Annotated in this window: 23 protein-coding genes and 3 tRNA genes; 17 read left to right on the top strand and 9 right to left on the bottom strand. The window is 37.3% G+C overall.

Annotated features, from left to right (window positions below):
* Positions 1-3 precede the first annotated feature (3 nt).
* The 5 genes from A2290_00885 (at position 4) to A2290_00905 (ending at position 3,170) form a co-directional block, all read left to right on the top strand.
* A complete protein-coding gene (locus A2290_00885; protein OGC14836.1) occupies positions 4-609 on the top strand; it encodes an acyl-phosphate glycerol 3-phosphate acyltransferase in 606 nt (201 codons plus the stop codon).
* Positions 610-652: 43 nt separating this feature from the next.
* Positions 653-727: transfer RNA gene (locus A2290_00890), tRNA-Pro, on the top strand.
* A gap of 6 nt (positions 728-733) precedes the next feature.
* Positions 734-807 (top strand) — tRNA-Pro (locus tag A2290_00895).
* Positions 808-935: 128 nt separating this feature from the next.
* Positions 936-2,318 carry a hypothetical protein gene (locus tag A2290_00900; GenBank protein ID OGC14837.1) on the top strand — a complete coding sequence of 461 codons (1,383 nt, stop codon included), beginning with the start codon at positions 936-938 and terminating at the stop codon, positions 2,316-2,318.
* A 75-nt stretch (positions 2,319-2,393) separates the two neighbouring features.
* Positions 2,394-3,170, top strand: coding sequence for an orotidine 5'-phosphate decarboxylase (locus tag A2290_00905; protein OGC14838.1), 777 nt, complete (start codon positions 2,394-2,396; stop codon positions 3,168-3,170).
* 63 nt (positions 3,171-3,233) lie between these two features.
* On the opposite strand, the gene A2290_00910 is transcribed toward A2290_00905, so the two are convergent.
* From A2290_00910 to A2290_00920, 3 genes are read right to left on the bottom strand one after another with little or no spacing between them, the layout of a single operon-like run.
* Positions 3,234-3,632 (bottom strand): NADPH-dependent 7-cyano-7-deazaguanine reductase QueF, encoded by a 399-nt coding sequence (locus tag A2290_00910; GenBank protein ID OGC14839.1) that lies wholly within the window; start codon positions 3,630-3,632, stop codon positions 3,234-3,236.
* 56 nt (positions 3,633-3,688) lie between these two features.
* Positions 3,689-4,225 carry a hypothetical protein gene (locus tag A2290_00915; GenBank protein ID OGC14840.1) on the bottom strand — a complete coding sequence of 179 codons (537 nt, stop codon included), beginning with the start codon at positions 4,223-4,225 and terminating at the stop codon, positions 3,689-3,691.
* A gap of 17 nt (positions 4,226-4,242) precedes the next feature.
* Positions 4,243-5,010 (bottom strand): tryptophan synthase subunit alpha, encoded by a 768-nt coding sequence (locus A2290_00920; protein ID OGC14841.1) that lies wholly within the window; start codon positions 5,008-5,010, stop codon positions 4,243-4,245.
* Between the two features lie 177 nt (positions 5,011-5,187).
* Between A2290_00920 and A2290_00925 the strand changes: the two genes are divergently transcribed.
* The gene (locus tag A2290_00925; GenBank protein OGC14842.1) at positions 5,188-6,003 is read left to right on the top strand and encodes a hypothetical protein; all 816 of its coding nucleotides are present in this window, start codon (positions 5,188-5,190) and stop codon (positions 6,001-6,003) included.
* Positions 6,004-6,013: 10 nt separating this feature from the next.
* Here A2290_00925 and A2290_00930 read toward each other — a convergent pair whose 3' ends face one another.
* On the bottom strand, positions 6,014-7,168 hold the full coding sequence (locus tag A2290_00930; GenBank protein ID OGC14843.1) for a tryptophan synthase subunit beta: 1,155 nt from the start codon (positions 7,166-7,168) through the stop codon (positions 6,014-6,016).
* Between the two features lie 87 nt (positions 7,169-7,255).
* Between A2290_00930 and A2290_00935 the strand changes: the two genes are divergently transcribed.
* Together A2290_00935 and A2290_00940 are read left to right on the top strand one after the other, a co-directional pair.
* On the top strand, positions 7,256-7,627 hold the full coding sequence (locus A2290_00935; protein ID OGC14844.1) for a hypothetical protein: 372 nt from the start codon (positions 7,256-7,258) through the stop codon (positions 7,625-7,627).
* A gap of 20 nt (positions 7,628-7,647) precedes the next feature.
* Positions 7,648-9,348, top strand: coding sequence for a hypothetical protein (locus A2290_00940; GenBank protein ID OGC14845.1), 1,701 nt, complete (start codon positions 7,648-7,650; stop codon positions 9,346-9,348).
* Positions 9,349-9,400: 52 nt separating this feature from the next.
* On the opposite strand, the gene A2290_00945 is transcribed toward A2290_00940, so the two are convergent.
* A tRNA-Ser gene (locus tag A2290_00945) sits at positions 9,401-9,487 on the bottom strand.
* A gap of 112 nt (positions 9,488-9,599) precedes the next feature.
* Positions 9,600-10,037, bottom strand: a complete 438-nt coding sequence (locus tag A2290_00950; GenBank protein ID OGC14846.1) for a hypothetical protein — start codon at positions 10,035-10,037, stop codon at positions 9,600-9,602.
* Positions 10,038-10,078: 41 nt separating this feature from the next.
* Between A2290_00950 and A2290_00955 the strand changes: the two genes are divergently transcribed.
* Both A2290_00955 and A2290_00960 read left to right on the top strand, forming a co-directional pair.
* Positions 10,079-11,488 carry a hypothetical protein gene (locus A2290_00955; protein OGC14847.1) on the top strand — a complete coding sequence of 470 codons (1,410 nt, stop codon included), beginning with the start codon at positions 10,079-10,081 and terminating at the stop codon, positions 11,486-11,488.
* A gap of 51 nt (positions 11,489-11,539) precedes the next feature.
* Positions 11,540-12,091, top strand: coding sequence for a bifunctional pyr operon transcriptional regulator/uracil phosphoribosyltransferase (locus A2290_00960; GenBank protein OGC14848.1), 552 nt, complete (start codon positions 11,540-11,542; stop codon positions 12,089-12,091).
* Positions 12,092-12,099: 8 nt separating this feature from the next.
* On the opposite strand, the gene A2290_00965 is transcribed toward A2290_00960, so the two are convergent.
* Genes A2290_00965 through A2290_00975 form a run of 3 tightly spaced genes read right to left on the bottom strand, consistent with a single transcriptional unit; the run spans position 12,100 to position 15,072 of the window.
* Positions 12,100-12,927, bottom strand: coding sequence for a hypothetical protein (locus A2290_00965; protein ID OGC14849.1), 828 nt, complete (start codon positions 12,925-12,927; stop codon positions 12,100-12,102).
* 20 nt (positions 12,928-12,947) lie between these two features.
* Positions 12,948-14,213, bottom strand: a complete 1,266-nt coding sequence (locus tag A2290_00970) for a propionate kinase (GenBank protein OGC14850.1) — start codon at positions 14,211-14,213, stop codon at positions 12,948-12,950.
* Positions 14,194-15,072 carry a hypothetical protein gene (locus A2290_00975; GenBank protein OGC14851.1) on the bottom strand — a complete coding sequence of 293 codons (879 nt, stop codon included), beginning with the start codon at positions 15,070-15,072 and terminating at the stop codon, positions 14,194-14,196. Before A2290_00975 ends, A2290_00970 begins: the two co-directional genes overlap by 20 nt.
* Before the next feature lie 119 nt (positions 15,073-15,191).
* On the opposite strand from A2290_00975, the gene A2290_00980 reads away from it, so the two are divergent.
* The 7 genes from A2290_00980 to A2290_01010 all read left to right on the top strand — a co-directional run bounded on the left by A2290_00980 (position 15,192) and on the right by A2290_01010 (position 24,528).
* Positions 15,192-16,154 carry a hypothetical protein gene (locus tag A2290_00980; GenBank protein OGC14852.1) on the top strand — a complete coding sequence of 321 codons (963 nt, stop codon included), beginning with the start codon at positions 15,192-15,194 and terminating at the stop codon, positions 16,152-16,154.
* Between the two features lie 241 nt (positions 16,155-16,395).
* Positions 16,396-17,358, top strand: coding sequence for a hypothetical protein (locus A2290_00985; GenBank protein ID OGC14853.1), 963 nt, complete (start codon positions 16,396-16,398; stop codon positions 17,356-17,358).
* Between the two features lie 68 nt (positions 17,359-17,426).
* Complete coding sequence (locus tag A2290_00990; GenBank protein ID OGC14854.1) at positions 17,427-18,383, top strand: aspartate carbamoyltransferase; 957 nt, start codon at positions 17,427-17,429, stop codon at positions 18,381-18,383.
* A gap of 301 nt (positions 18,384-18,684) precedes the next feature.
* Positions 18,685-22,179, top strand: a complete 3,495-nt coding sequence (locus A2290_00995; protein OGC14855.1) for a DNA polymerase III subunit alpha — start codon at positions 18,685-18,687, stop codon at positions 22,177-22,179.
* Between the two features lie 246 nt (positions 22,180-22,425).
* Positions 22,426-22,782 (top strand): phosphoribosyl-AMP cyclohydrolase, encoded by a 357-nt coding sequence (locus A2290_01000; protein ID OGC14856.1) that lies wholly within the window; start codon positions 22,426-22,428, stop codon positions 22,780-22,782.
* 48 nt (positions 22,783-22,830) lie between these two features.
* Positions 22,831-23,766: an ornithine carbamoyltransferase gene (locus tag A2290_01005; protein OGC14857.1), complete on the top strand. Its 936-nt coding sequence runs from the start codon at positions 22,831-22,833 to the stop codon at positions 23,764-23,766.
* A gap of 129 nt (positions 23,767-23,895) precedes the next feature.
* Entirely contained in the window at positions 23,896-24,528 is a 633-nt protein-coding gene (locus tag A2290_01010) for a hypothetical protein (protein OGC14858.1), read from the top strand.
* Positions 24,529-24,747 lie beyond the last annotated feature (219 nt).

Below are 24,747 nucleotides of genomic sequence, written 5' to 3' on the forward strand. Positions count from 1 at the left end.
TTTATGATAATGATTTTTATAGTTATAGTTACATCTTATTTAATTGGGGCAATCCCCTTCAGCTATATATTGCCTAAAATTTTTACGAAAGTGGATGTCAGAGAGAGAGGGTCTTGCAATGTTGGAGCTACGAATGTTTTGGTCACAACAGGGAACAGGCATATAGCTATACTTGCTGCGTTTTTAGATGTGGCAAAAGGATTTGTTGTTGTGATTGCAGCCAAGTTGTTTTTTGTCTCAGATTTTTATCCTTATTTAGCGGGTTTTTTTGCTATAGTTGGACACGATTTTCCTGTTTATCTTAAGTTTAACGGGGGAAAAGGAGTTGCAACGACTGTTGGAGTTATTATGGCTGCAAATCCTTTCGCAATTTGGTTTTGCCTGATTGTTTATTCTCTTTTCATTGTTGTGACGAAGTATTTAATTTTATCTACTATTATAACTCTATTTTTTACTCCTTTTATTCTTTTGTGGTTAGGTGAGGGGTTGATCGGCTTTATTTTTGGAATTTTCTTTTTATTGTTAGCCCTTTTTGTTCACCGTGCGGATCTCAGCAGAATTATTGCGGGCAAAGAAAAGAAGCTTTCTGAAGCAATTCAGTCTGTATGATATAATTACGCAGCTAAGCTATAAGTAATTAGCTATAAGCTATCGGGGCGTGGCGTAGCTTGGTTAGCGCACTCGCTTGGGGTGCGAGAGGTCGGCCGTTCGAATCGGCTCGCCCCGATTTTTTCGGAGCATGGCTCAGCTTGGTAGAGCGCCTGGTTCGGGACCAGGAGGTCGTGGGTTCAAATCCCGCTGCTCCGAGTCTTCTTAGCTTTTGTATAGAGCGTCCCGATGCGCGGAGCCATCGGGAAGGTCGTGGGTTCAAATCCCGCTGCTCCGAGTCTTCTCATATTTGCGACTTGAAGCTTTTTGTGATAAAATAAGTAATTATGACTGAAGAAAAATTTGAAGGTACTACTTTTGATTCTAAAAATAGCATATCCGCGGAAGGTGAAGTTGACGAACTTATAGCTGGCGCCTTAAAAGAGCTTGAAAAACCCAAGGAGAAAGAGACAAAAGAAGAATCTGTTTTGAAAGCGACTCCTATGGATTTACCGCCTAAAACAAATCCTCCTTTGGCGAAAAAAGAAGAGAAAAAGCCTGATTCTAAAGTTTATGATGAAACATTTAAAGAAGAATTTTCTGTGGGAATGATTGTTCCAGGAGTTGTTGTTAAAATTGATCCTTCTGGCGCCCTTGTTGATGTTGGCTATAAATCTGATGGCTGGGTAGATGGGAGAGAACTTTCTGCGAATATAAAAGTTGGAGACAAGATTAAGGTTATGGTTGAAAAACTGGAAAGCAAGGAAGGCTACGTATTGCTTTCAAAGAAAAATGCTGATTTTGAGTCTGATTGGAATAAAGCTTATTTAGCATATAAAAACAAAACAGTTATAGAGGCAAAAGTTATAAGTTCTGTTAAAGGGGGATTAGTTGTTGATGTAGGAGGAATAAGGGGTTTTATCCCTGCTTCCCAGGTAGCCAAAAACCCTGAAGTTTCTCTTGATTCTTTTGTGGGCAGAAAATTGCCTGTAAAGGTTATAGAAATTAATCGCAAACAGAGCAAAGTTGTTTTATCTCATAAATTGGGAGAAAACGAGAAAGGCAAACTTGACGCCTCTAAGGTTCTTGATGAATTGGAAGTCGGTCAGGTTAGATCTGGAACTGTTTCAAGTTTAAAGAGTTTTGGCGCTTTTGTTGATTTAGGGGGCATTGAAGGATTAATTCATCTTTCTGAACTTTCATGGAAAAGAGTTAAGCATCCGAGCGAAGTTTTGAAAGTGGGAGAGAAGATAGATGTTTTTGTCTTGGGTGTAGATCATGTAAACAAAAAGGTCTCTTTGGGGCTTAAAGAATTACAGCCGGATCCATGGGAATCTGTTTTAAGCAGATATAAGGCAGGGCAAATTGTAAAAGTTAAAGTACTTAGAATTGCAAAGTTTGGGGTGTTTGCTGAATTGGAAGAAGGGTTAGAGGGATTAATTCATCTCTCAGAACTTTCAAAAGAGAGAGTTGAGGCTGCAGATAGTGTTGTAAAACCCGGGGATTTTGTTGAGGTTAAGATTTTGAGAATTATTCCCGAAGAACAAAAGATCGGTTTGTCTATCAAAGAAGTACAAATTGAAAAAGATGCAGCAGCAGTAAAAGAACAGAACAGCGGTGAAGACAGCAAAGTAACAATCGGAGATATGCTTGCGGAAAAAGAGCGTCAAAAAGCTGAATATGAAGCCAATCTGGTTGATGAAAATTTGCCAGAAGATAAAGGTTTGTAGCCTCCAATACCCTGATTGGAAAGAAATGCGTCAAGGTGTTGGATTAAAATTAACAAATAAAAAGGTTTTTTGACTGTGAAGTTTGATCAATACCTTGAAAATACTATAACTCGAAATAACAGCCAGCTTTGTATAGGGTTGGATATTGATGTTTCTAAAATAGGTAAAGATTTCCTCAAAGACGATGACCCCATTTTTAAATTCAATAAATATATTATTGATGAAACGTGCGATCTTGTTTGTGCTTATAAACCCAACATAGCTTTTTATGAATCTTATGGATTATACGGTCTCGAAGCTATGATAGAGACTATAGATTATATACAGCAAAAAAACATACCTGTTATTCTAGATGCCAAAAGAGGAGACATAGGGCATACTGCGCATGCTTATGCAAAAGCTGTTTTTGATGTTTATAAGGCGGATGCCGTTACGGTTAATCCTTATATGGGGCATGATTCAATAGAGCCGTTTTTAGAATATCAGGAAAAAGGGATTTTTGTTCTATGTTTAACCAGCAATATAGGGTTTAGAGACTTTCAGGCATCAGACAAAGAATCTCCTTTGTATCTTTCCGTGGCAAAGCATGTTAAAGAGTGGAATCATTACCATAATTGTGGTTTGGTTGTTGGCGCTACAAGTCCTGAAGAATTAAAAGAGATTAAAAAAATAGTTGGAGATATTCCTATATTAATTCCTGGCGTGGGGGTTCAGGGGGGAGATCTTGAATTATCCGTTAAATATGTAGGCAAGCAGGCCGTTATCAGTGTTTCCAGGAGTGTTATCTATACTTCAAACCCTAAAAGAGCCGCAGAAGTTTTTAGAGATAAAATCAATTTAGTTTATAGTTAACCCCGATTATCATAATTGGGGTTGATTTCTGATTTCACCGTTAATAATCGGGGTTAAAATAAATTATTTTCTGGGATATTTGGCAATCACACTGATTTTTAACCCGCCGCGGGATGTGAACTCACCTATTACTTCTATATATGTCGGTTTACACGCAGAAACTATATCTTCTAATATTCTATTTATAACATTTTCATTAAATATTCCCAGGTTTCTGTAACCTAATAAATACATTTTAAAAGATTTAAGCTCGATGCAACTTTTGTTTGGTCTGTATGTAATTTTGATCTTCCCAAAGTCTGGAAGTCCTGTTTTTGGGCAGATAGAAGTAAATTCCTCTGTTATAATTTCCACATCATATTTTTTGTAATAGCTTGGGAAAATATATATTGGAGGGAGTTTTGCCTCAATTCCGCTTTTTGCGTGATCTTTTGTGTATTCTTGTTTTTTATTAATTGCCATTTTATATTATTTCCTTCTTATAACACATCTGCACAATTTAGTCATTAAATCATTACTTAATAAGTGCTGTCAGCTTCATCTAAAATCCGCATGTAAGAGTCGTGTGACATTACGGATTCGTCGTGCATTGCGACTTCATTTACAATGTCATCACTTTCACCTATTCTTTTTAGCATTTCTGATCCTATATGGCCGTGGTGTTTGTGCACATAAAATTTTCGATAAAATGAAGGAGAAGTTTCACATTCACCTTTTTTGGAAAAAAAATCATAAACAGGCGTTGCCAGTCTCTTTATCATTACCATTGAGGCTTTTGTAAAAATAGAGAGTTTAATTGCCGCTTTTCCTACATCGTGCAAAAGCCCTAGCCGTATGATTTTTTTGCTGTCTAGATCTTTTCTGTCTCTTGATTCCGCGTACATTCTTCTTGAGACAACCACGCAATGTTTTTGCTCATATTCTGGAAGAGAAAAAAAGAGCGCGGCCTCTTTTATATCAAGATTTTGTCTGACAAAAATCTTGTCTTCTTCGGACATTTTGGCGCTAAGTGCAAAAATAAATTGTTTTGTTCTGTATATTATTCTATCTAACATAGCTTATAAAATGTAGTTTATTGATCATTATCCATGGCATTTCTTATTTTTTTGACTAATTTTATGGCTTCATTATATCTCTTTTTACCGATGAAATCGACTATTGCTGAACCGACTATTACACCGTCGGCATATTTTACCGTCTCTTTCGCCTGATCCGGCGTGCTTATTCCGAACCCAACGGCGATCGGTTTTTTTGTCTCTTTTTTTACTCTTCTTATGTAAGACTGCAAATCATTTGCCAAACTTTTTCTCGTTCCTGTAATTCCGAGAGTTGAAACTAAATATATGAAACCACTCGACTTTTTAACTATCTTCTTAATCCTCTCGTTTGATGTGGTAGGAGAAACTAGTAATATTGTATCTACTGTACGCTGTACACTGTTAACTGTCCGCGTTTCTAGTGTCTTGTCCGGTACAATAACTCCATCTACGCCAAAATATTTGCAATCACGATAAAACTTTTCTGTTCCATATTTTTCCACAAGATTAATGCTTAGCATAAAGATTAAAGGAATTTGCGTCTTTTTTCTCAATCTTTTTACAAGTTTAAAAGCGTCAGAAAGGGAAGTGTCGTTTTTAAGGGCTCGCAAATGAGATGCCTGGATTATATGTCCATCGGCTATTGGATCGGAGAATGGGATGCCAAGCTCGATAATATTGGCTCCTGCTTTTTCAAATTCCAAAACAAGTTCTTCTGTTTTTTTAGCAGAGGGATCTCCTACGGTTATGTAAGGGATAAGGGTTTTATTGTTTTTAAAAGCGTTTGATATCTTTGAGTTCATCTTTTTGTATTATATCAATTTTGATTCCTATCTGCACAAAAAGTTTTGTCTCAAACCAAAAAATATTTTTGCGTATAGGTGAAATTGTAAGAGGATGTCAAATAAAAGTTACATAAAAGAAGCTGAAATTTTAGCTTTTTAAACAGGATAATTATAATATAAGGAGTTTGATTAAATATGAAAGTAGCTGTTAATTCGTTTCTTCCGGCAAGACCCTTAAAACCTGTTGTTGTGCAAAGAGGAAAAGAGGTTCTTTCGTTGGCAGAAGGCCATTATCGTAAGGCGGATGTAATTTTAAGGTCAGGATTTACTGGGCAACCTGTTATACGCGAAGCAATGAGACATCTTGACCGCGCCCTTGAACTCTTCCCTGATGCGGCTGAAATATGGGAAGCCAGAGGATATGCTTTTTCCCTTTTGGGGGAAGAAGAAAATAGTAGGCTGTCATCTGCTCAAGGTAGTTTTATCAAAGGACTAAAGTTTAGAGAGCAAGAATCTTATCCCAGTGCGATTTTCTGGTTAAATAGTGCAATAAACCATGATCCGGAATTTGTTGCGGCATTCCAAGCCAAAGTTGAGATACTTGAGTATCTAAGGATAAAAGGACACGATATAGCATTTGATGAGCTTTATAAATGTTATGATAGTATTTTGGATTTGGTTCCCGGAGACAGTGACACTTTATATAATAAAGGGGTCTGTTTAATATCGGAAAATAAGTTTGATGATGCGGCAGAATGTTTTAAAAAGATAGAAGTTAACTCTTTTTTGTATTGGCGGGCACAATTAAATTTGGGAGGGATGTTTTTCCTTCAAGGGGATCTAGATCACGCAGAAGAAGTTTTTAAAAGGGTGCTAAATGCGTCTGAAGCTGATGAGGAAGGAAGAAGATCCGCAGAGTTAAATTTGGAGACCATAAAAATAAGTCGAGAAGAAGGGATCCACGTGTTTACGCCTGATGAAATAAGATTAGAACATCATTTTTTAATATAAGATATCTGATTTAAAGAATGATATCTTTGATGCTTTCCACGTCCTTGTCTCCCCGTCCTGAGAGGCAAACAATGACAGTGTCGTTTTTATTTAATTTCATCTTTTTTAAATATCCGATAGCGTGGGAAGATTCTAGTGCAGGAATAATCCCCTCCTTTTCAGATAAGAGTTTAAACCCGTAAAGGGCTTCTTTGTCTGAAACCGGGAGATATTTTACCCGTCCCGTATCTTTTAGATAGCTGTGTTCCGGTCCAACTCCTGAATAATCCAAACCCGCAGAAATTGAATGGGTATTTAATATCTGTCCGGATTTTGATTGTAAAATGTACGATTTTGATCCGTGCAGTACTCCTATAGTTCCTCCGCAGCTTAAAGGGGCGGCCCCTTTTGCTTCACAGCCGATTATTTTAACTTCCGGATTATCTAAAAACGGATAAAAGAGCCCGATTGAATTTGATCCTCCGCCGACACAGGCAACAAGATAATTTGGCTGTTTTTTTTCTGCCGCAAAATGCTGTGCTTTTGCTTCAAGTCCTATTACCGACTGAAAATCCCTTACCATCATGGGGTAGGGATGTGGGCCTACGCAAGAGCCCAGGCAATAAAACGTATCATTTGCGTTTGCCATCCAATCGCGCATAGTTTCGTTTATAGCGTCTTTTAAAGTTTTTGTTCCTGATGTTACAGGGATGACTTTTGCGCCAAGAAGCTCCATTCTGAAGACATTTAAAGCTTGCCTTTTTATATCTTCTTCTCCCATGTAGACTGTGCATTCTAGTCCAAAAAGCGCGGTCCCAGTCGCGGTTGCAACCCCATGCTGTCCCGCTCCTGTTTCTGCGATTATTCTCTTTTTTCCCATTCTTTTTGCAAGGAGTAATTGACCGATTACATTGTTAAGTTTATGAGCTCCTGTATGACAGAGGTCTTCGCGTTTAAGATAAATTTTGCAACCGAATTGGCGGCTTAAATTTTCCGCAAAATAAAGAGGAGTAGGACGGCCTATAAAATTTTTAAAATAATAATTAAGTTCTTCTTTGAACCTTTTATCTTTTTTATATTTAAGATACGCTTTTGTAAGCTCATCAATAGGGGCAACAAGTGTTTCTGGAACAAATTGTCCGCCGTATTTTCCAAAATAGCCTTTTTTATCAGGAAGTTTTTTCATGATTTAGATTGAATTTTAACAGAAATTCAGTTAATTTGAAAGGAGGTACTCGAAACATTTTTATAATTCTGTTAAACTATATAAGTTATGTTAAAAGAAGATAATATTCATGGGGTTGGATTTCATTTGGAGTTATATTGTTATGAGTGTTCTTACGAAAGATTGAAAAACTTGGATTTTCTTTCAGATCTATTTATTAAATTTTTTGAAAGTACGGGAAATAAAAAGATTAAAGCTCCGTATATCTTTAAACATGAAAATATGCAAAATCTTGAAAAAGATGGGATTTCAGGAACATTATTGTTTAATGGGTCACTTTTAACAATTCATACCTTTCCAGGCAAAAAAATTGCTTTCATCGGGTTTTTTTCAACAATCAGTTTTGATCCTGCTTATGTTGAAGATTATATGAAAAAAGCTTTTGAAGCTAAAAAATGCGAATTGAAAGATATGTTTTGACATAATCTAGATAAGTCTAAATGTATACGGGTAAATGTCTTGAAACCTTGATCTCTTCTGCTATAATTACAAAATCAATGAAGATTTTTTGTTTCCTAATTTGTTTTCTTTTTTTATTTTCTCTTTATGCTTGGGGAATTTCTGCTGATTTAGGAGATGTTGGAATTGGCGCGCGCCCCCTCTCTTTAGGCCGCGCTTATACGGGTGGAGCGGAAGACGCTTCCGCTATTTTTTTAAATCCGGCAGGCTTAGCTTCTCTGCCTAATCTTGCGCTTGTTTCCATGACGGGAAAAATGTTAAGTGATGTCACTTATGTCTCTTTTGGTATTAGTAATCCTGTGTCTTTTGGGACTTTTGGATTTGGATACATAGGAGCTTCTACCCCGGGTATTCCACTTACTACCATAACTCAGACTACAATAGAAACAACTATTAATCAGTATGGTTCCACCGATTATTCTTCTTCGTTAATGTATTTTTCTTTTGCAAAGCGTTTTTTTGGAAATTTTTCTCTTGGTGGAAATGCCAAATTATTTTATCAAGGTTTTTCTGATACTTCTGGTTCTATGGAGGGGGGGAGTGGATATGGCTCAGATATGGATATTGGCTTCAAATGGTTTTTTAGAAATTGGCTTGACCTTGGTCTTACAATGCAAAACATTTTGCCCGCTTCAAGTTTTGGCAAATTTACATGGGGAACAGGGAAAGAGGAAGGGATCCCTTCCTCTTTTAAATTAGGAACTTCCTGTAAAGTTTTAGGAAAAGAAGGTCTTTACAAGTACAGAGATCAGGACTTGTTGGTAAATCTTGATCTTGAAATGAATTATGATGTTCGTCCTTCGACATGGCATATGGGAGGGGAGTGGTGGGTAAATCCTATTTTGGCTTTAAGGTTTGGCATTGATCAAGAACCTAAAGCTACAGAAAGTGGGGTAGGGGTTGATAATAATTTAGCTGCAGGAGTTGGATTAAAATACAAAGGATTTACTTTTGATTATGCTTACCACCAGTATGGTGATATTTCAGATAATGCGGCCCACTTTTTCTCAATAGGGTTTTTAAACGAAAGAGAACCCTTTAAAGCTGAAAATATTTTGAATAAAGAAGTATTTATGACACAGCTTCACAGAATTGAAAACTTAAAAACTTTTATAGATGTTCCATCCGATTACTGGGCAAAGGATGCTATAGAGCATTTAGCTACGCTTGGAATGATAGAGGGTTATCCGGATAATACATTTAGGCCTGAACAACCGTTGACCCGAGGGGAATTAGCGGTTCTTTTGGTTAAAGCTAAAGGGTTCGGGGTGGATAAATCCATAAAAGAAGATCTTTTCATTGATGTTGACAAAGACAACTGGGCTGCTCCTTATATTAAAGTGGCTCTGGAGAAAAATTATGTTTCAGGATATGGAGACGGGAAATTTAAGCCATGGAAAGTAGTTGATAAAGCCGAGGCTATTACAGTTCTTACAAAATTTGCGGGGCTTATAATCCCTCCTACAGTCTCTTCAAATCCTTATAGCGATGTTAATAAAATCCATTGGGCCGCCCGTTATATAATAGCTGCAAAGGAAGCAGGTTTTCTGGAATATCTAAGCGGAGGATTATTTGAACCTAATAATCCTTTTACGCGCGCTGAGGCTGCTGAGGTTATAGGTAAAATGAAATTCGCAAAAGAGAGAATACAGAAAGAGCTTTTCAAAAAAGAAACGACCTGAGGGGTTTTGTAACTGGTAATTAGTGTGAGTAGTTAGTAATTAGCCGAAAAATCGGAGGGGGAGGGATTCGAACCCTCGATACACGTTAATGTATACACGCTTTCCAGGCGTGTTCCTTCAGCCGCTCGGACACCCCTCCAGGCTTAGTAATTGGTAATTTGTAGTTGGTAATTTGTTTCCCATTGCCCGCCTCTAACACAAAAAACAAATTACAATTGCTAATTACAAATTACATCCCCACACACTCAAACTCACACTTCCTTCATTCTCAACCTCTTAAAAAAATCTTTAAGTATTTTTCCGCATTCTTCTTTAAGAATCCCTTTTGTTAGTTTGACATTATGTTTTCTTAATAATCTTCCGGCTCCGTTATCAGGGGAACTTGTTCCTATGACAACATTTCTTATTTTAGCATGAATTATGGCTCCTGCGCACATGAGACATGGTTCAAGCGTTGTGTAAAGTGTAATGTCGTTAAGATGCCATTCCCCTAACTTTTTTGCTGCTCTTCTTATACATAAAAGCTCCGCATGAGCCAGTGGATCTTCTTTTGTTTCTCTGACATTATGCGCCTTTGCTATGATTTTATCTTGTAAAACGGCTATACATCCTATGGGGACTTCTTCTTTTTTATAGGCTTTTTTAGCTTCCTTGACAGCTTCTTTCATCCATTTTTGTAGGGCTTTCATTCTTTTTAATTTTATCTGTTTATGATAAAATTGTAAACAAGATGATAAAGTTTGGAACAGATGGCTGGCGGGCTATAATATCTGACGAGTTTACTTTTGAAAATGTTCGAAAAGTAGCCTCTGCCATTGCTTTGTATTTAATAGAACACAAGAAAACAGGCAGACCGCTTATTATAGGATATGATCCTCGTTTTTTGGCGGATCAGTTTGCTTTTGAAGTTGCTAAAGTTATGAAAGATTTGGGAATAAATGTTTTATTGCCGGATCGCGATACTCCTACACCTGTTATTGCCTGGTCAGTTAAAGATAAAAAAGCATGTGGAGCTGTTATGCTTACGGCATCGCATAACCCTCCTCAATATTGCGGTATAAAATTTATTCCAGAGTATGCGGGGCCCGCAAACGAAGAGATAACAAAAGAGATAGAGGAAAATATTAGCAGCGGCAAAAAACATTGTGCTTCCACCTGTGATATTGGCGAGATAAAACATTTTAAACCTCGGGAAAAATATATTGATTTTTTGTCATCTTTGATCGATTTTTCCAGTATAAAAGGTGCGCGCCTTAAAATTATTTATGATTCGATGCATGGGTCTGGGAGAGGATATACGGATTACATCCTTCAAAATTTAAATTGTAATATTGAATCGATAAATAATTTCAGGGATGTTTTGTTTGGCGGAAACAATCCAGAACCTTCTTCTGAACTTCTTTATAATTTAAAGGAAAAAGTTAAAGAGACAAAGGCTGATTTAGGTTTGGCAAATGATGGAGACGCAGACCGGTTTGGAATAGTTGATGAGGCTGGAGTTTATTATTCTGCCAACCAGATTATAGCGATGCTTTTTGAATACTTGCTTGTAGATAAAAAGTTAAAGGGATCTGTGGTTCGAACAGTTGGAACAACATCTATGATAGATGAAATAGCCTTACTCCATAAAGTTAATATTCATGAAACCCCTGTAGGATTTAAGCATATTGCTGATTGGATGATGAAAGAAGATGTCATAATTGGAGGAGAAGAGAGCGGGGGATTATCCATTAAAGGACATATTCCGGAGAAAGACGGGATATTGGCAAATTTACTTGTTGTTGAAATGGTTGCAAAACGCAAGAAATCTCTTTCCAGAATTTGGGATGATTTGGTTTTAAAAATAGGCTTGTTTAAAGAGCTGCGAAAAAAGTTGGCTTTGAGTGAAGATCAAAAAAATGCGATAATAAAGGAATTGGGGAATACTTCTTTGAAAGAGATTGAAGGTGTTAAAATCTCAGAAGTAAGAAAAACAGATGGTATCAAAGTCATTTTAAAAGACGGAAGTTGGTTTCTTTGCAGACCTTCGGGGACAGAGCCTGTTTTACGAATTTACGCCGAATCCAAGGAGGAAAAAATATTAAACGGCATAGATTCTTATTTGAAAAGTTTGGTAAACTCAAATACCTTGGTAGCATAATATTTACGGTTTTAGAGTAAGTAATCTTGGATAAAAAGGAGATGGATGAATATGAAAAATAATAACAACGGGAAGGTAAAAGAAAAGATATTGATGGATGAAATAGCTATGAATAGAGCGTTAAAAAGGGTAGCGCATGAAATTGTCGAGAATAATAGAGGGGCTCATAACATAGTTTTAGTCGGAATAATGAACAGGGGAGTTCCGTTGGCAAAGAGGATTGCAAAAATTATCGATCAGTCTGAGAAGGAACTTATTCCCGTTGGTTCTTTGGATGTCTCTTTATACAGAGATGATCTTACAAAAAAAGGTGATTATATAACAGTCCGAAAGTCCGACATGCCTTTTTCTATTGATGATAAGATCGTTGTGTTGGTTGATGACGTTGTTTTTGCGGGCCGTACGGCGAGGGCCGCTTTGGATGGATTAAAAGATTATGGGCGTGCCGCAAAAGTTCAGCTGGTAGCTTTAGTTGACAGGGGACATCGTGAACTGCCTATTCATCCGGACTACGTGGGTAAAAAAATTCCGACAAACATTAATGAAAACGTTGCTGTTGAAGTTTTGGAAATTGATGGGGTAGATAGGGTTATAATTAAATAGCAGCCTCTTTAAGAAGGCAAGTCAAAAGCTTCGTTAAATAGTTTTTTATCTTTTGAAGTGAATTCAACGTTACGCCTTGCCATTGCGGCTGTTGCAATTTCAATTGCCTGTGTTATGCTTTGTTTCCCTTTTGTACCCCAGGCAAAAGATGGGATCATCTTTTTGTAATAAGGCTCTCCGAATAGGTTTGCGCAGACTCCTACAACACATCCCGTATATATCATTGTTCCGATTGCTGTTTTTGTATGATCTCCTATAAAACAGCCGAGAAATGTTTGTCCTGAATCTATCATTTTTCCGTCAACTTGGACTTTTACATTGCCATAATTGTTTTTTAAGTTTGAATTTGTTGTTCCTGCTCCCAGATTTACCCATGAGCAGATATAAGAATGGCCAATAAATCCATAGTGCCCTTTGTTTGTATAATCCATAATGACTGAATGGACTATTTCCCCCGCAATTCTGCATTCTTTTCCTATATATAAAGGGCCTCTTATCAGGGTATGAGGGTGGACTATTGTTTTTTCTCCTATATAAATAGGGCCTTTTGAAGCATCTAAAACAGCGCAAGGAGAAATTTCCGCATCTTTTCCGATATGAATATTTTCTTTGTTAATCAAAACAGCGGTTTTGTGAACTTTCCCTTTAATCCCAATATCCATAGATCTAAAATCTTCCTCTATATCTTCTTTTAAATTAGATATTAAATCCCAGGGATAGGTAATTTCTCTTAAGAATCCTTTGTTTTTTTGGCTGATTGGCAGAGCGCCGCAGATCAGATCCGTTTTTGATCTGAAGACTGTCAATGGAAATAATTTTTTGTCTTCTTTATTCATGTTTTTTACTTTGAATGACTCTATAATCTTTTGTTATAATCTGCCAAGTCAAACGAATAGATAAACTCCGTATGCCTTTTATAGTTGTTTTCTAAAATTGCGACAACATCTTCAATAAAAACCCTCTCCTCATCTGTTGGTATGACCAAAATCTTTACTTTTGAATCGTGAGATGAAATATCTCTCTCTTCTCTGTTTACAGCTGCTTGATTTTTTATTTTATCAAAAGAAATTCCGATATTTTCCAGGTTTGATAAAACTCTTTCCCTGAGTTTCCAGTTTAATTCTCCGGCGCCTGCCGTAAAGACAACAGCATCTGCTTTTCCAAGTATGGCAGCATATGCTCCGATATATTTTTTCAGTTTGTAAGCTTCAATTTCCTGGGCCAGTTTACACCGTTCATCTCCCTCTTCTGCCGCTTTGTCAATGTCGCGCCTGTCCATATATTTTCCTGTAATTCCAAGTAATCCGCTCTTTTTGTTTAGGACCTTGTCTATCTCTTCGGCATAAAACCCTTCTTTTTCTATCATAAATAAAATAATTGCGGGATCTATATCTCCGCATCGGGTTCCCATTACGGCTCCCTCAAGAGGGGTAAGCCCCATGCTTGTATCGATAGAAAATCCATTTTTAACCGCGCAGATAGAGACCCCGTTTCCGATGTGTAAAGTTATAACATTTGTCTCGCCTGGCTTTTTGCCGAGCATTACAGCGGCGCGCCTTGAAACATATAAATGAGAGGTTCCGTGGAATCCGTACCGTCTTACTCCGTACATGCCATACCATTCATAAGGGGTTGCGTACATATAAGAGTGTTCTGGCATGGTTTGATGAAACGCCGTGTCAAATACCGCAATTTGAGGGACATCGGAAAAAAGTTCTTGGGCTGCTTCTATCCCTGCTATATTGGGTGGATTATGCAAAGGGGCTAAATCTTGAACATTTTTTATAGCTTGAAGTACATCTTGGTCTATTTTTACGGAACTTTTAAATTTTTCTCCTCCATGGACAACTCTATGTCCTATGGCATCTATTTGTGATAAATTTTCTAAGACCCCATACTCTTTATTTAGCAACGTTTCTACTATCAGTTTTATTGCTTCCTTATGGTCGTTACATTCATGATTTTCCAGATAAGGATTTTTTCCGTTGCTTTCTTGCTTAATAAACGATCCCTGAATTCCTATTCGTTCTACTTCGCCTTTAACAAGGAGTTTTTTTATTGTCCAGTCAAAAACCTTGTATTTTATTGAAGAACTGCCACAGTTAAGAGCTAGAATTTTCATAATTTACTTTAATAACCTTGCCATCTTTTTTAATGAGTATTGCTGATAAATAAAGCTCTTTTAAAAGGCTCAAAGCCTCTCTCTCTTCCATAACAAAAAGTCCCGTTGAAAGCCCGTCTAAAAATCCGGCATCCTGTCCGATTACTGTGACAGAAACCCATGTCTTTGGAGTCTTACCTGTTTTTGGGTTTATAATATGGTTTCCCTGTTCATAAATTCCAGAGGTTGAAAGAGCTTTCCCATGACCCAAAATAAAATCTTCAAAAACATGATCCTTTTTAAAAGGGTCTTTTATGCCTATTCTTTTGGGTATTTCAAAGATCGCAATACTGCTTGTTGCATCTATAATACCATCTTTTATCCCTCTTTTAAAGAGGAGATCTCTTGCTTTTTCCACGGCAAAACCTTTAGCTATGCCATCTAGGTTTATATAAATATCTTTTTTTAGTTTTTCTATGCTGTAATCATTAGGATTAAGATTGATATTTTGATAATTACCTGACAATGTTATGTCGAAAGCTCCGTTTGTTACTTTGGAAACTTGCTTTGCCAGAGCTATGCAATTATAGGTATCTTTACTTATCTTTATTTTTACGTAAGGGTTTGCGTTGTTTATTTTGCTCACTTCACTCTGAGGATCGAATCGATTTAATTTTTTTTCCAATTCTTTTATTTTATTGTACGCGGTTTGTATATCGGTTTTTGCATCGGTGCTTTTTAGTTTTATTGTTACAAATGTTCCCATTGTTTGAAAGGTTTTTGAGCTCTCAACGGGAAGAACGCGGGATAGCTTTAAGGCAGAGAAAGATAAAATAAATAAAATTATTACGACTAAAATTATTTTAAATCGAATTTGCATTTTGACTAATTATAGCAAAACAGAAAGCAAAAATCGTTAGATGGAATTGCGGCAATATGGCTGAAATCTTCCCACAGAGTTTATCGATATATCATTATGAAAGTCAGGATAGGGTGACAATGGATAAGATAAAAGGGACTGTTTGCCTTGTGGAAACACAAAGAAATATAACAACAACTGCTAGACTGCTTAATAAGTTTCGCTTAATCGGCAGAGGGCATATGCTTGATAGACTTTTGAGAGAAATGGCAAGTAATAATAATTTAAAGATTAATTTAACTGTTATGGGCGAACGGACTACTGCGGATGTAGCAAATGGAACTGACTTATGTATAGGAATTTCTCTTTATGCGAAAGGATTAAGAGCGGCAGGAATTATAGGTAATAAACATGAAGATAGTATGGTACATTTTGAAAAAGGTATATACCCCAAAGGGTATTTCAGGCGTTTTTTTAGTATTTTAATAAGTGATACTGTTGCCGATATGCAATTTGCATTTGCTGCGATGGGCGTTTCTTTAAAGATCGATAATGATACTTTCTCTCCTTTTAATAGAGGCGATTTTTACCGGAAAATAAATTGGGGGAAAGATTTTAATAGAGATTCAGTTATAGGAAGAGGAATAGGCTATATCTTTGTTGCCGGGATTTTAGGTGGATTAACGGGATTAGCATACAGTTTTTTTTATGAGAATTATGGGTTTATGCGTTATGCGGGAGTAGGCTTTTTGTCGGGAATTGCTTTGCCTTTACTTGTTTGCGAATCATATTTGTTGATGAGAAATATGTATAGAAACTTTACATTTGATTCTAAATTTATACAATTTATAGAACTTTTTGAAAAAAAAGTTTCAGACAGACAAATTAAAAAAGCAGCTGGCATCCTTAATTGTATAGATGATTTTAACGCATTGGGAATAATTTTAGACAAAGTACATAAAGATAATCACGGGCGATTGATAAAAAAATTATCTTGTTATAATAGTGGTAGTGGGGGAGGGATATCTCATGGCAATGGTGGTAGTAGTTGGCATGTGTCAGGAGACTCAGGTAGCAATGATGTAATATATTGGTCAGATTAACCCCGATATAGATAATCGGGGTTATTTATACTAGGGGACTGTTGCATAATGGTCATTCCCGTGAAAACGGGAATCTATTTTTCATAAAACAAGATGGATCCCCGCTTTCGCGGGGATGACAAATTACAAAAACTGTCATTACGCAACAGTCTCACTAGGTTTAAGTAGCATTTTAGAATTCGAAAAGACCTGTCCTGCGCAAAGCTAAGGGGCCTATGTTTTACTATATTGGAGGAAAAGGATGAAAGTAGGAGTAAAAAGATTCGCATATGACAGTGTAAAAGAACCAAGATTGGTTCTTTGCGTTAAAAATGAAGCATTAAAAACAGCTATGTTGCGTGGCGATGTTGAAAGCTCCGGTTGGCATGGGTTTATTCAATCCAAAGAGATTGTCTTGGAAAGATGTTTAAAATGGGGGACTATAGGGGCTTCTTTTAAAAGAGCTGAAAAGCCAGAAGAGGTAGAAGGTAAAATTATTCGGTATCTTGGGAGTGGGTTTTTGACTGGTGATGTTACAAGGAACTTTTTTGAAGAAAATATAGGGTTGAGGGAAGCTAGAGATAATTATAAAAATATGCGGATTCAAAGGGGAGCTTCTCAAAAGATAATATTTCCAAAAATTTTTAACGCAGACAGAATGGAGGCTCAGAGAACACCGGAAGAAATTATAACTTTAAGATATTATGAAGCATTAGTCCAAACATTGAAAAGCAAAACAACAGAAGCTATTTTATGGGTTCTTTTTGAAAACAGAAACCCTCTTTTTGAACGGAATTTTGAAGATTTTCCCTCTGAAAAAGTAGAAAGGATAACTTCTTTCTTGTTTGATGAAAAAGATGAAAGTTTAATATCAATTTTAACTCCGCTAATTGCTCTTTTTATAGGAACTTTAGGTTCCGCGTTAGGTCCATCGTTTTTGTTTGCTGATGGGAGAGGTATACCTGCGTTTCCTTTTTTGAGTGTTTTTATCCCTCTTCTTTTATGGAACCTTTACATTATACGTGATCTTAGCAAGCGTACTACTAATGAAAATTACATTTTTTTAACCGGGCTTTTTCACGGCATTGAGCTTCAAAAAGAAATCTTGTCTTTTTCAGGAAAAAGTGTAGCAGGGGTCCCTATTGCTCAACAAGAAAAAGGTCAAAAACCTTTGACTCCAACAACAAACTCTGGTTTAAAAGCATTAGTGGCTTCAAAAAATTAAAAAGCTTTATTTTTACAAGTACACACAGCGGATTTCATATGTTTATGCTATAATTAAAAAAGGTTAGAATGAACAAGGTAAAAGGCCTTAAAACAAAAGATCTTCTTGGCCTGCGTTATCTTACCGCAGAGGATATAAATCTTATTTTAGATACCGCTCAATCTATGAAAGAAGTTATGACGCGTCCAGTTCGCAAAGTCCCTGCGCTTCTTGGTAAAAATATTGTCACTCTTTTTTATGAGCCATCAACTAGAACCCGCACAAGTTTTGATGTTGCCGCAAAAAACTTATCCGCAAACACTACAAATATTGCTTTGGCGCAAAGCAGCGTGAAAAAAGGGGAGACCTTAATTGATACTGCAAAAAATCTTGAAGTTATGGGTTATGATGGTGTTATTATCCGTCACAAAATGTCAGGAGCTCCGCATCTTTTAGCGAAAAACATAAAAGGAGCGGTTATTAATGCGGGAGATGGTTGCAATGAACATCCGACGCAAGGGCTTCTTGATATTTTTACAATGAGAGAGAAGAGAGGGGATATTGCAGGGAAGAGGGTTGTTATTGTTGGGGATATTGCGCACTCAAGAGTTGCCCGTAGTAATATCTGGGGATTAAACAAACTTGGCGCAAAAGTTGTAGTAGTAGGGCCCCCAACACTAATCCCAAAAAATATAGAAGAACTGGGGTGTGAGGTTTCCTATAAGCTTGAGAAAGTTATAGAAGATGCAGATTTTATAAATGTTTTAAGGATCCAGCTTGAACGGCAGGAAGAGGGATTGTTTCCGTCTGTTGAAGAATATCATAAATTTTACGGAATAACTGCCGATCGGCTCAAAAAATGTAAGTCCGATATAGTTGTTTTGCATCCGGGACCTATTAATCGTGGAGTTGAAATAACTTCTGAGGTTGCCGATGGCCCTTACAATGTGATTTTAGAACAGGTGACAAACGGAGTTGCGGTTCGCATGGCTGTCCTCTTTTTACTGCTATCAGGGAGAAAACCGATGTTGATGAAAAAAAATTGAAAAACGCATTCTGGCTTGACAATGGACAATCATCTTGTATAATCTTTTTATCTTAATTTAAAGGGGTGAATAATAATGGTAGAAGTTAAAGGATATTGTGTAAAATGCAAGAAGAAAACTGAAATGAAAGAGCCTAAAGCAGTCACCTTAAAAAACGGAAGAAAAGCCACCAAGGGCGAGTGTCCAAAGTGCGGCACTAAAATGTTTAAAATTGGTGGTTAGTTTTTGACACCGTCGGAACATGCGATCGTATGTTCCGACGGTAGATGATTTCCTTCTTTTTTGTTATAATCTATAAATAATGCCTCGTAAGTTTGTTCATCTTCATGTCCACTCCGAATATAGTTTATTAGATGGCGCTTCAAAGATTACGGAGCTGGTCAAAAGAGTAAAAGAGCTTGATATGTCTGCTGTTGCCTTGACGGATCATGGCAATATGTATGCTGCCGTTAAGTTTTTTCTTGAATGTAAAGAGCATGAAATAAAACCTTTAATTGGATGTGAGTTATATCTTGCTCCCCGCAGTCGGCTTGACAAAGAGACTAAAGAGGATAGATCCCCTTTTCATTTGACCTTTTTGGCAAAGGATGAAGAAGGGTATAGAAATCTTATTAAACTTGTGTCGTTAGCTTCGCTTGAAGGATTTTATAATAAACCTCGTATTGACAAGGAGCTTTTGGGAAAATACAACAAAGGTCTTGTTTGTTTGTCGGGGTGTCTTCAGGGGGAGATAGGAGTTCATTTATTAAACAATCAGCAAGATAAAGCGATTGATGCTATCTCTTTCTATAAAGATCTTTTTGGAGACGATTTTTATATTGAGATTATGGATATGGGACTTTATGATCAGAAAACAGTCAATCCTAGAATAATTGAAGTTGCAAAAAAATTAAACGTAAAACTTGTGGCTACAAATGATGCTCATTACTTAAAAAGAGAAGATGCTTTTGCCCAAGATGTTTTACTGTGTATAGGGACAAACTCTTTTTTAGATCAAGAAAAACGTTTAAGATTTGAAAATGACCAGTTTTATCTTAAGTCTGCGGAAGAGATGTTTGAAGTTTTTAAAGATGTTCCACAGGCTATTGACAATACCCTGGAAGTTGCCGAGAAATGTAATTTTGAACTTGAAACTGGGAAATTACATCTTCCCAATTTCGAAGTTCCGGATAGAGAGACCCCTAATTCTTATCTTGAAAAGCTTGTTTGGGATGGCATTAAGACAAAATATGGCGTAAAAATTGAGGCTATGGGCCAGGAGAAACTTGTTGTCCCTCCTGAAATTAATGATCGGGTTAAGTATGAGTTGTATACAATAGAGAAGATGGAGTATGCTGCATATTTCCTTATAGTTCAAGATTTTATAAATTTTGCAAGGAGCAAGGGGATACAAGTGGGGCCGGGAAGAGGATCTGCGGCTGGATCCATTATATCTTATGCTTTAGGGATAACAAGTATTGATCCTTTAAAGTATGGTTTGCTTTTTGAGCGGTTTCTTAATTTGGAAAGAATATCCATGCCGGATATTGACATAGATTTTTGCTTTGAGCGTCGTCAGGAAGTTATTGATTATGTCAACAGAAAATATGGAACTGATCATGTTGCTCAAATAGTAACGTTTGGAACTATGGCAGCCCGTGGCGCAATAAGAGATGTTGGCAGGGTCCAAAGGATGCCTCTTTCTGAGGTTGATAAAATTGCCAAGATGATACCTTTTGGCCCTAAAATTACAATTGAAGATGGATTGAGCATTAATAAAGAACTAAAGGCTCTTTATGATAGCGATGAAAAAGTTAAAAACTTAATAGAAACTGCAAAAAAATTAGAAGGATTGTCCCGTCATGCCTCTGTTCATGCTGCTGGGGTTGTAATTTCTGAAAAACCTTTAATGGAGCATCTTCCCCTTCAAAGGTTGGATGAAAATTCTATTGTTACCCAGTATCAGATGACAGATTTGGAAAAAATAGGGATCCTCAAGATGGATTTTTTGGGATTGAGAAACCTGACAATGATCGATCATGCCGTAAATATTATTAAAGAACGCAGAAACGAGGAAATTGATATGGGCAACCTTATTTTAAATGACCATAAAACTTTTTCACTTTTGCGATTAGGTGAGACGATAGGGGTTTTTCAGCTTGAATCTCGAGGTATGCGTGGATTAATGAAAGATTTACAGCCGGATAATTTCGAGGAAATTATAGCACTGCTTGCTTTATACAGGCCAGGGCCTCTTGAGTCGGGAATGGTTGATGATTATGTTAAACGCAAACACAAAAAAATTCCCGTTCATTATGATCTCCCTGAACTTATTCCCATCCTTGAAGAGACTTATGGAGTAATTTTGTATCAGGAACAGGTTATGGAAATTGCAAGTAAGGTTGCCGGTTTTACCATGGGCCAGGCAGATGTTTTGCGAGCGGCAATGGGGAAGAAAAAAGTTAAAGAAATGGCCAAGCAGAAGGAACTTTTTATTGAAGGGGCGGTTAAAAGAAATGTTTCAAAGCATAAAGCTACGGAATTGTATAATCTTTGTGCGAAATTTGCCGGATATGGTTTTAATAAATCACATTCAACAGCCTATTCTTTGATTTCTTACCAAACGGCATATCTTAAAGCAAATTACCAGGAAGAATTTATGGCGGCGCTTCTTACCTCGATTATGGGGAATACCGATAAAATAACTCTTTACATATCTGAAGCCCAAAGAATGAAGATAAAGGTTTTGCCTCCCGATGTTAATTTTAGCACTCGTGTCTTTACTGTTGTTGATGAAGGAATTCGGTTTGGTTTGACCGCAATAAAAAATGTCGGAATAGGCGCTATCGAGTCTATACTGGAAAGCAGAAAAAAAGAGGGGACATTTAAATCTCTTTTGGATTTTTGCAGAAGGGTTGATACAAGGACTTGCAATAAAAAGGTGATAGAAAGCCTTATAAAGTCGGGAGCCATGGATTCTTTCGGCAAAACTAGAAATTATTTGCTTTCTGTTTATGAGAGGGTTCTCACTGCCGCTTCTGGCGAGCAAAAAGAGCGGGCGAGCGGGCAAATTTTTATGTTTGATGTAACTCCCCAGGCTTATAAAGAACCATCAGATGAATATTTGCTGGAAAATATTGAACCTGTAGACCACACATCGGAAGAATTATTAAGAATGGAAAAAGAATTACTAGGTCTTTATATTTCTAAGCATCCACTGGAGAATTTGATTGATTCATTGGAAGGGCAGGTTGAATACCGTGTGGCGGATGTCGTTGAAAAATATGAGGGTGACATTGTAAAAATAGGCGGATTATTGACTTCAATCAGAAAAATTACCACCAAAAAAGGCGACATGATGATGGTTGCGGCACTGGAAGACTTGTCGGGGAGTATTCCCCTTGTAATATTTCCTAAAACTTATAATAAATATGTGCATCTGTTAAATGATGATGCTGTTATAATAATAAAAGGGAAGCTTAACAGGGACGCAAGAACCGAAGAGATGAATGTGTGGGCGGAGACTGTTGAGCCTCTTGCCGAACTTGAGAAAGTCAGGTCTCTTCATATTGAGGTGGTTGAATTAAAAGATAAAGCGATTCTTGAAAGGCTGAAAGATATCTTGTTGTTTTATAGGGGGAATGAACCTGTGATAATCTATTATGACGATCAGAAGGTGGCGGCAGGTTCCAAGTATCGGGTTGATATAAATCCGGAACTTGTAGAACGAATTGAAGAACTTTTGGGGACGGGAGCTGCAAGAGTTGAACAGAGACACTTAAAAAGAATGAAAAATGACTTAATTAAGAATGACTAAAAGGGAAGGATGGAAGAGGATTAGTGTAACTTTTCAGTTTTTTGAAATAAACCCCGATTATGATAATTGGGGTAAAAGTTTTTTTATTTTGAACGTTTGGCGACACTGACATTGTACGCATTAGTCATTAAGTCATTTTTAATTATAATGGGCTTGTTGCCTAATGATAGTTTTTGCAATTTGTCATCCCCGCGAAAGCGGGGATCCATCTTGTTTTTTGAGAAATAGATTCCCGTTTTCACGGGAATGACCATTACGCAACAGACCCATAATATAAGGAGGCTAATTTTTATGAATTTAAAGTTTAATAAAGATGGATTGATTCCTGTTATAGCGCAGGATTATAAGACAGGAGATGTTTTAATGCTGGCTTATATGAATGAGGAGTCCTATAAAAAAACTGTTGAAACAAAAGAGATGTGGTATTGGTCGCGATCAAGAAAGGTTTTGTGGCATAAGGGGGATACTTCCGGTCACATTCAAAAAGTAAAAGAGCTTTATTACGATTGTGATGCTGATGCGCTTCTTGCAAAAATTGAGCAGGTAGGGGATGTTGCTTGCCATACAGGCAATAGGAGCTGTTTTTTTAATAAAGTGATATAGGTTTTTAAATTGTTTTTCATGTAATTTTATGATAAAGTAGGGACAAATATGAAGGATTTAATATCCATCCATGATTTAACCTCCTTGCAAGTTGAGGAGATTCTTAGCCTTGCCTGCGACCTTAAACAGAAACAGAAAGATAAAGAGAAGCATGAATATCTTTGGGCTAAATCCCTTGTTATGATTTTTGAAAAACCTTCAACCCGTACTCGGGTCTCTTTTGAAATAGGGATGTGGCAACTTGGAGGTTTGGCTATCAATCTTGATCAGGAAAATATCGGGCTTGGAGCCAGAGAATCGATAGGCGATGTGGCAAAAACGCTTTCCCGCTATGCTGACGGGATTTTGATCCGCACGTTTGAACATAAAAAAGTTATCGACCTTGCAGAATCAGCCAGCGTTCCTGTTATAAATGGGTTATCTGATCTTCTTCATCCGTGCCAGGCGCTGACGGATGTTTTTACTATAAGGGAGAAAAAGGGGTTAGAAGGGGCAAAAAGAGATGGAAAAGGATTGAAGGTGGCGTATATTGGAGATGGGAACAATGTTTGCCATTCCCTCATGTTTGCATGTGCCAAAGTCGGTATTAATTTGACTATTGCGGTGCCGGTTGGTTATGAGCCTGACGAAGAAATTGTTAAATTGGCTTTTGCTGATGCAAAGATGGCGGGGATACAGATAGACATTTTAAATGATCCAATAATGGCGGCCAAAAATGCCGATGTTATTTATACGGATGTTTGGACCTCGATGGGGCAAGAGGCAGAAAGCAGAAAGCGGAAAGCGGATTTTGAAAAGTTTCAAATCAATAGAGAGTTGGTCAAATTAGCAAAGCCTGATTTTATCTTTATGCATTGCCTTCCCGCGCATCGTGGCGAAGAGGTGACCGATGAGGTTGTTGATTCCACAAATTCCGTTGTCTTTGACCAGGCCGAGAATCGCCTGCATGTCCAAAAGGCTATATTAACGATTTTGTTGAAATGAATTTTTTGTGTAGGGAGTCCTCTTTTTTTGTTAAAAATCATCTGAAATTTTTATAAAAACATTAAGAAGATTATCTGATAAAATTCACCCCGATTATCTTAATCGGGGTTTCTAATAGGAGGGGAAAAAATGATAAATTCTTCAACACGAGGGAGCAACGTCACTCCTGATTTTCCAAAACTTTTTAAGGATATTCGAACGCTATTTCACAGTCGCGCGTTAGGGCTAAGAATAGAAGGAAAAGTGCAAGCTGCTAGATTGCTTGTTGGCGCTGGACACGAAACAGAATTTTTGAAATTTGTAGAGAGCTTGCCGAGGCAGCTTAGTCTCAGGGATATATGTTTTTTACCTGCGAGATCAATGGAAGCAAAGGGAGAAAATAGTCTCCCTGTTAATGTGGGAATAGGAGTTGGGCAGGGGATGACATGGACAGAGTTTTCTGTTGCGATTAGAGATAATAATTGGGGGAGATCAGAAACACCTGAAGCTTATCTTGAAGGATTAAGGACGAACTCTAGTCTTTTAAGCGAAACAATAACCTTTGATGCCGGGATAGCTTATGACTCTCCAAGTCAAAGAGAGTCAATGCATGGATACGATCAATTGGCTGAAGATGAGCAAACCTTGTTTTATTGTGTTTTGAAGCAAAGGCTTACAACAATAGAGCGAGCGATTGCCAAGGGCTTGTCATTAGCTCCGGGAGATCAGTCATTGAGACGCGTGGAACAAGATGATGGCTTCAAAAGTCAGCGTCAACAATAAAAGAATATTCTAAGAATTTTATCTTTCTTGACCGAATTATGGGGCTGTTGCGAAATAGGCACCCCACATTAAAATGTGGGGAATTTGTGAGTAAATATTCCCCAGACTTAAGTCTGGGGTGGCATTATACGATGGTGTATAAATAGTTGTGTAAATTGTCATTCTGACGAAAGTCAGAATCCATTTCTCTAGTAAAACATAGATTCCTGCTTCCGCAGG

The organism is candidate division WOR-1 bacterium RIFOXYB2_FULL_36_35 (assembly GCA_001771505.1).
Classification (GTDB): domain Bacteria; phylum Margulisbacteria; class WOR-1; order XYC2-FULL-46-14; family XYC2-FULL-37-10; genus XYB2-FULL-36-35.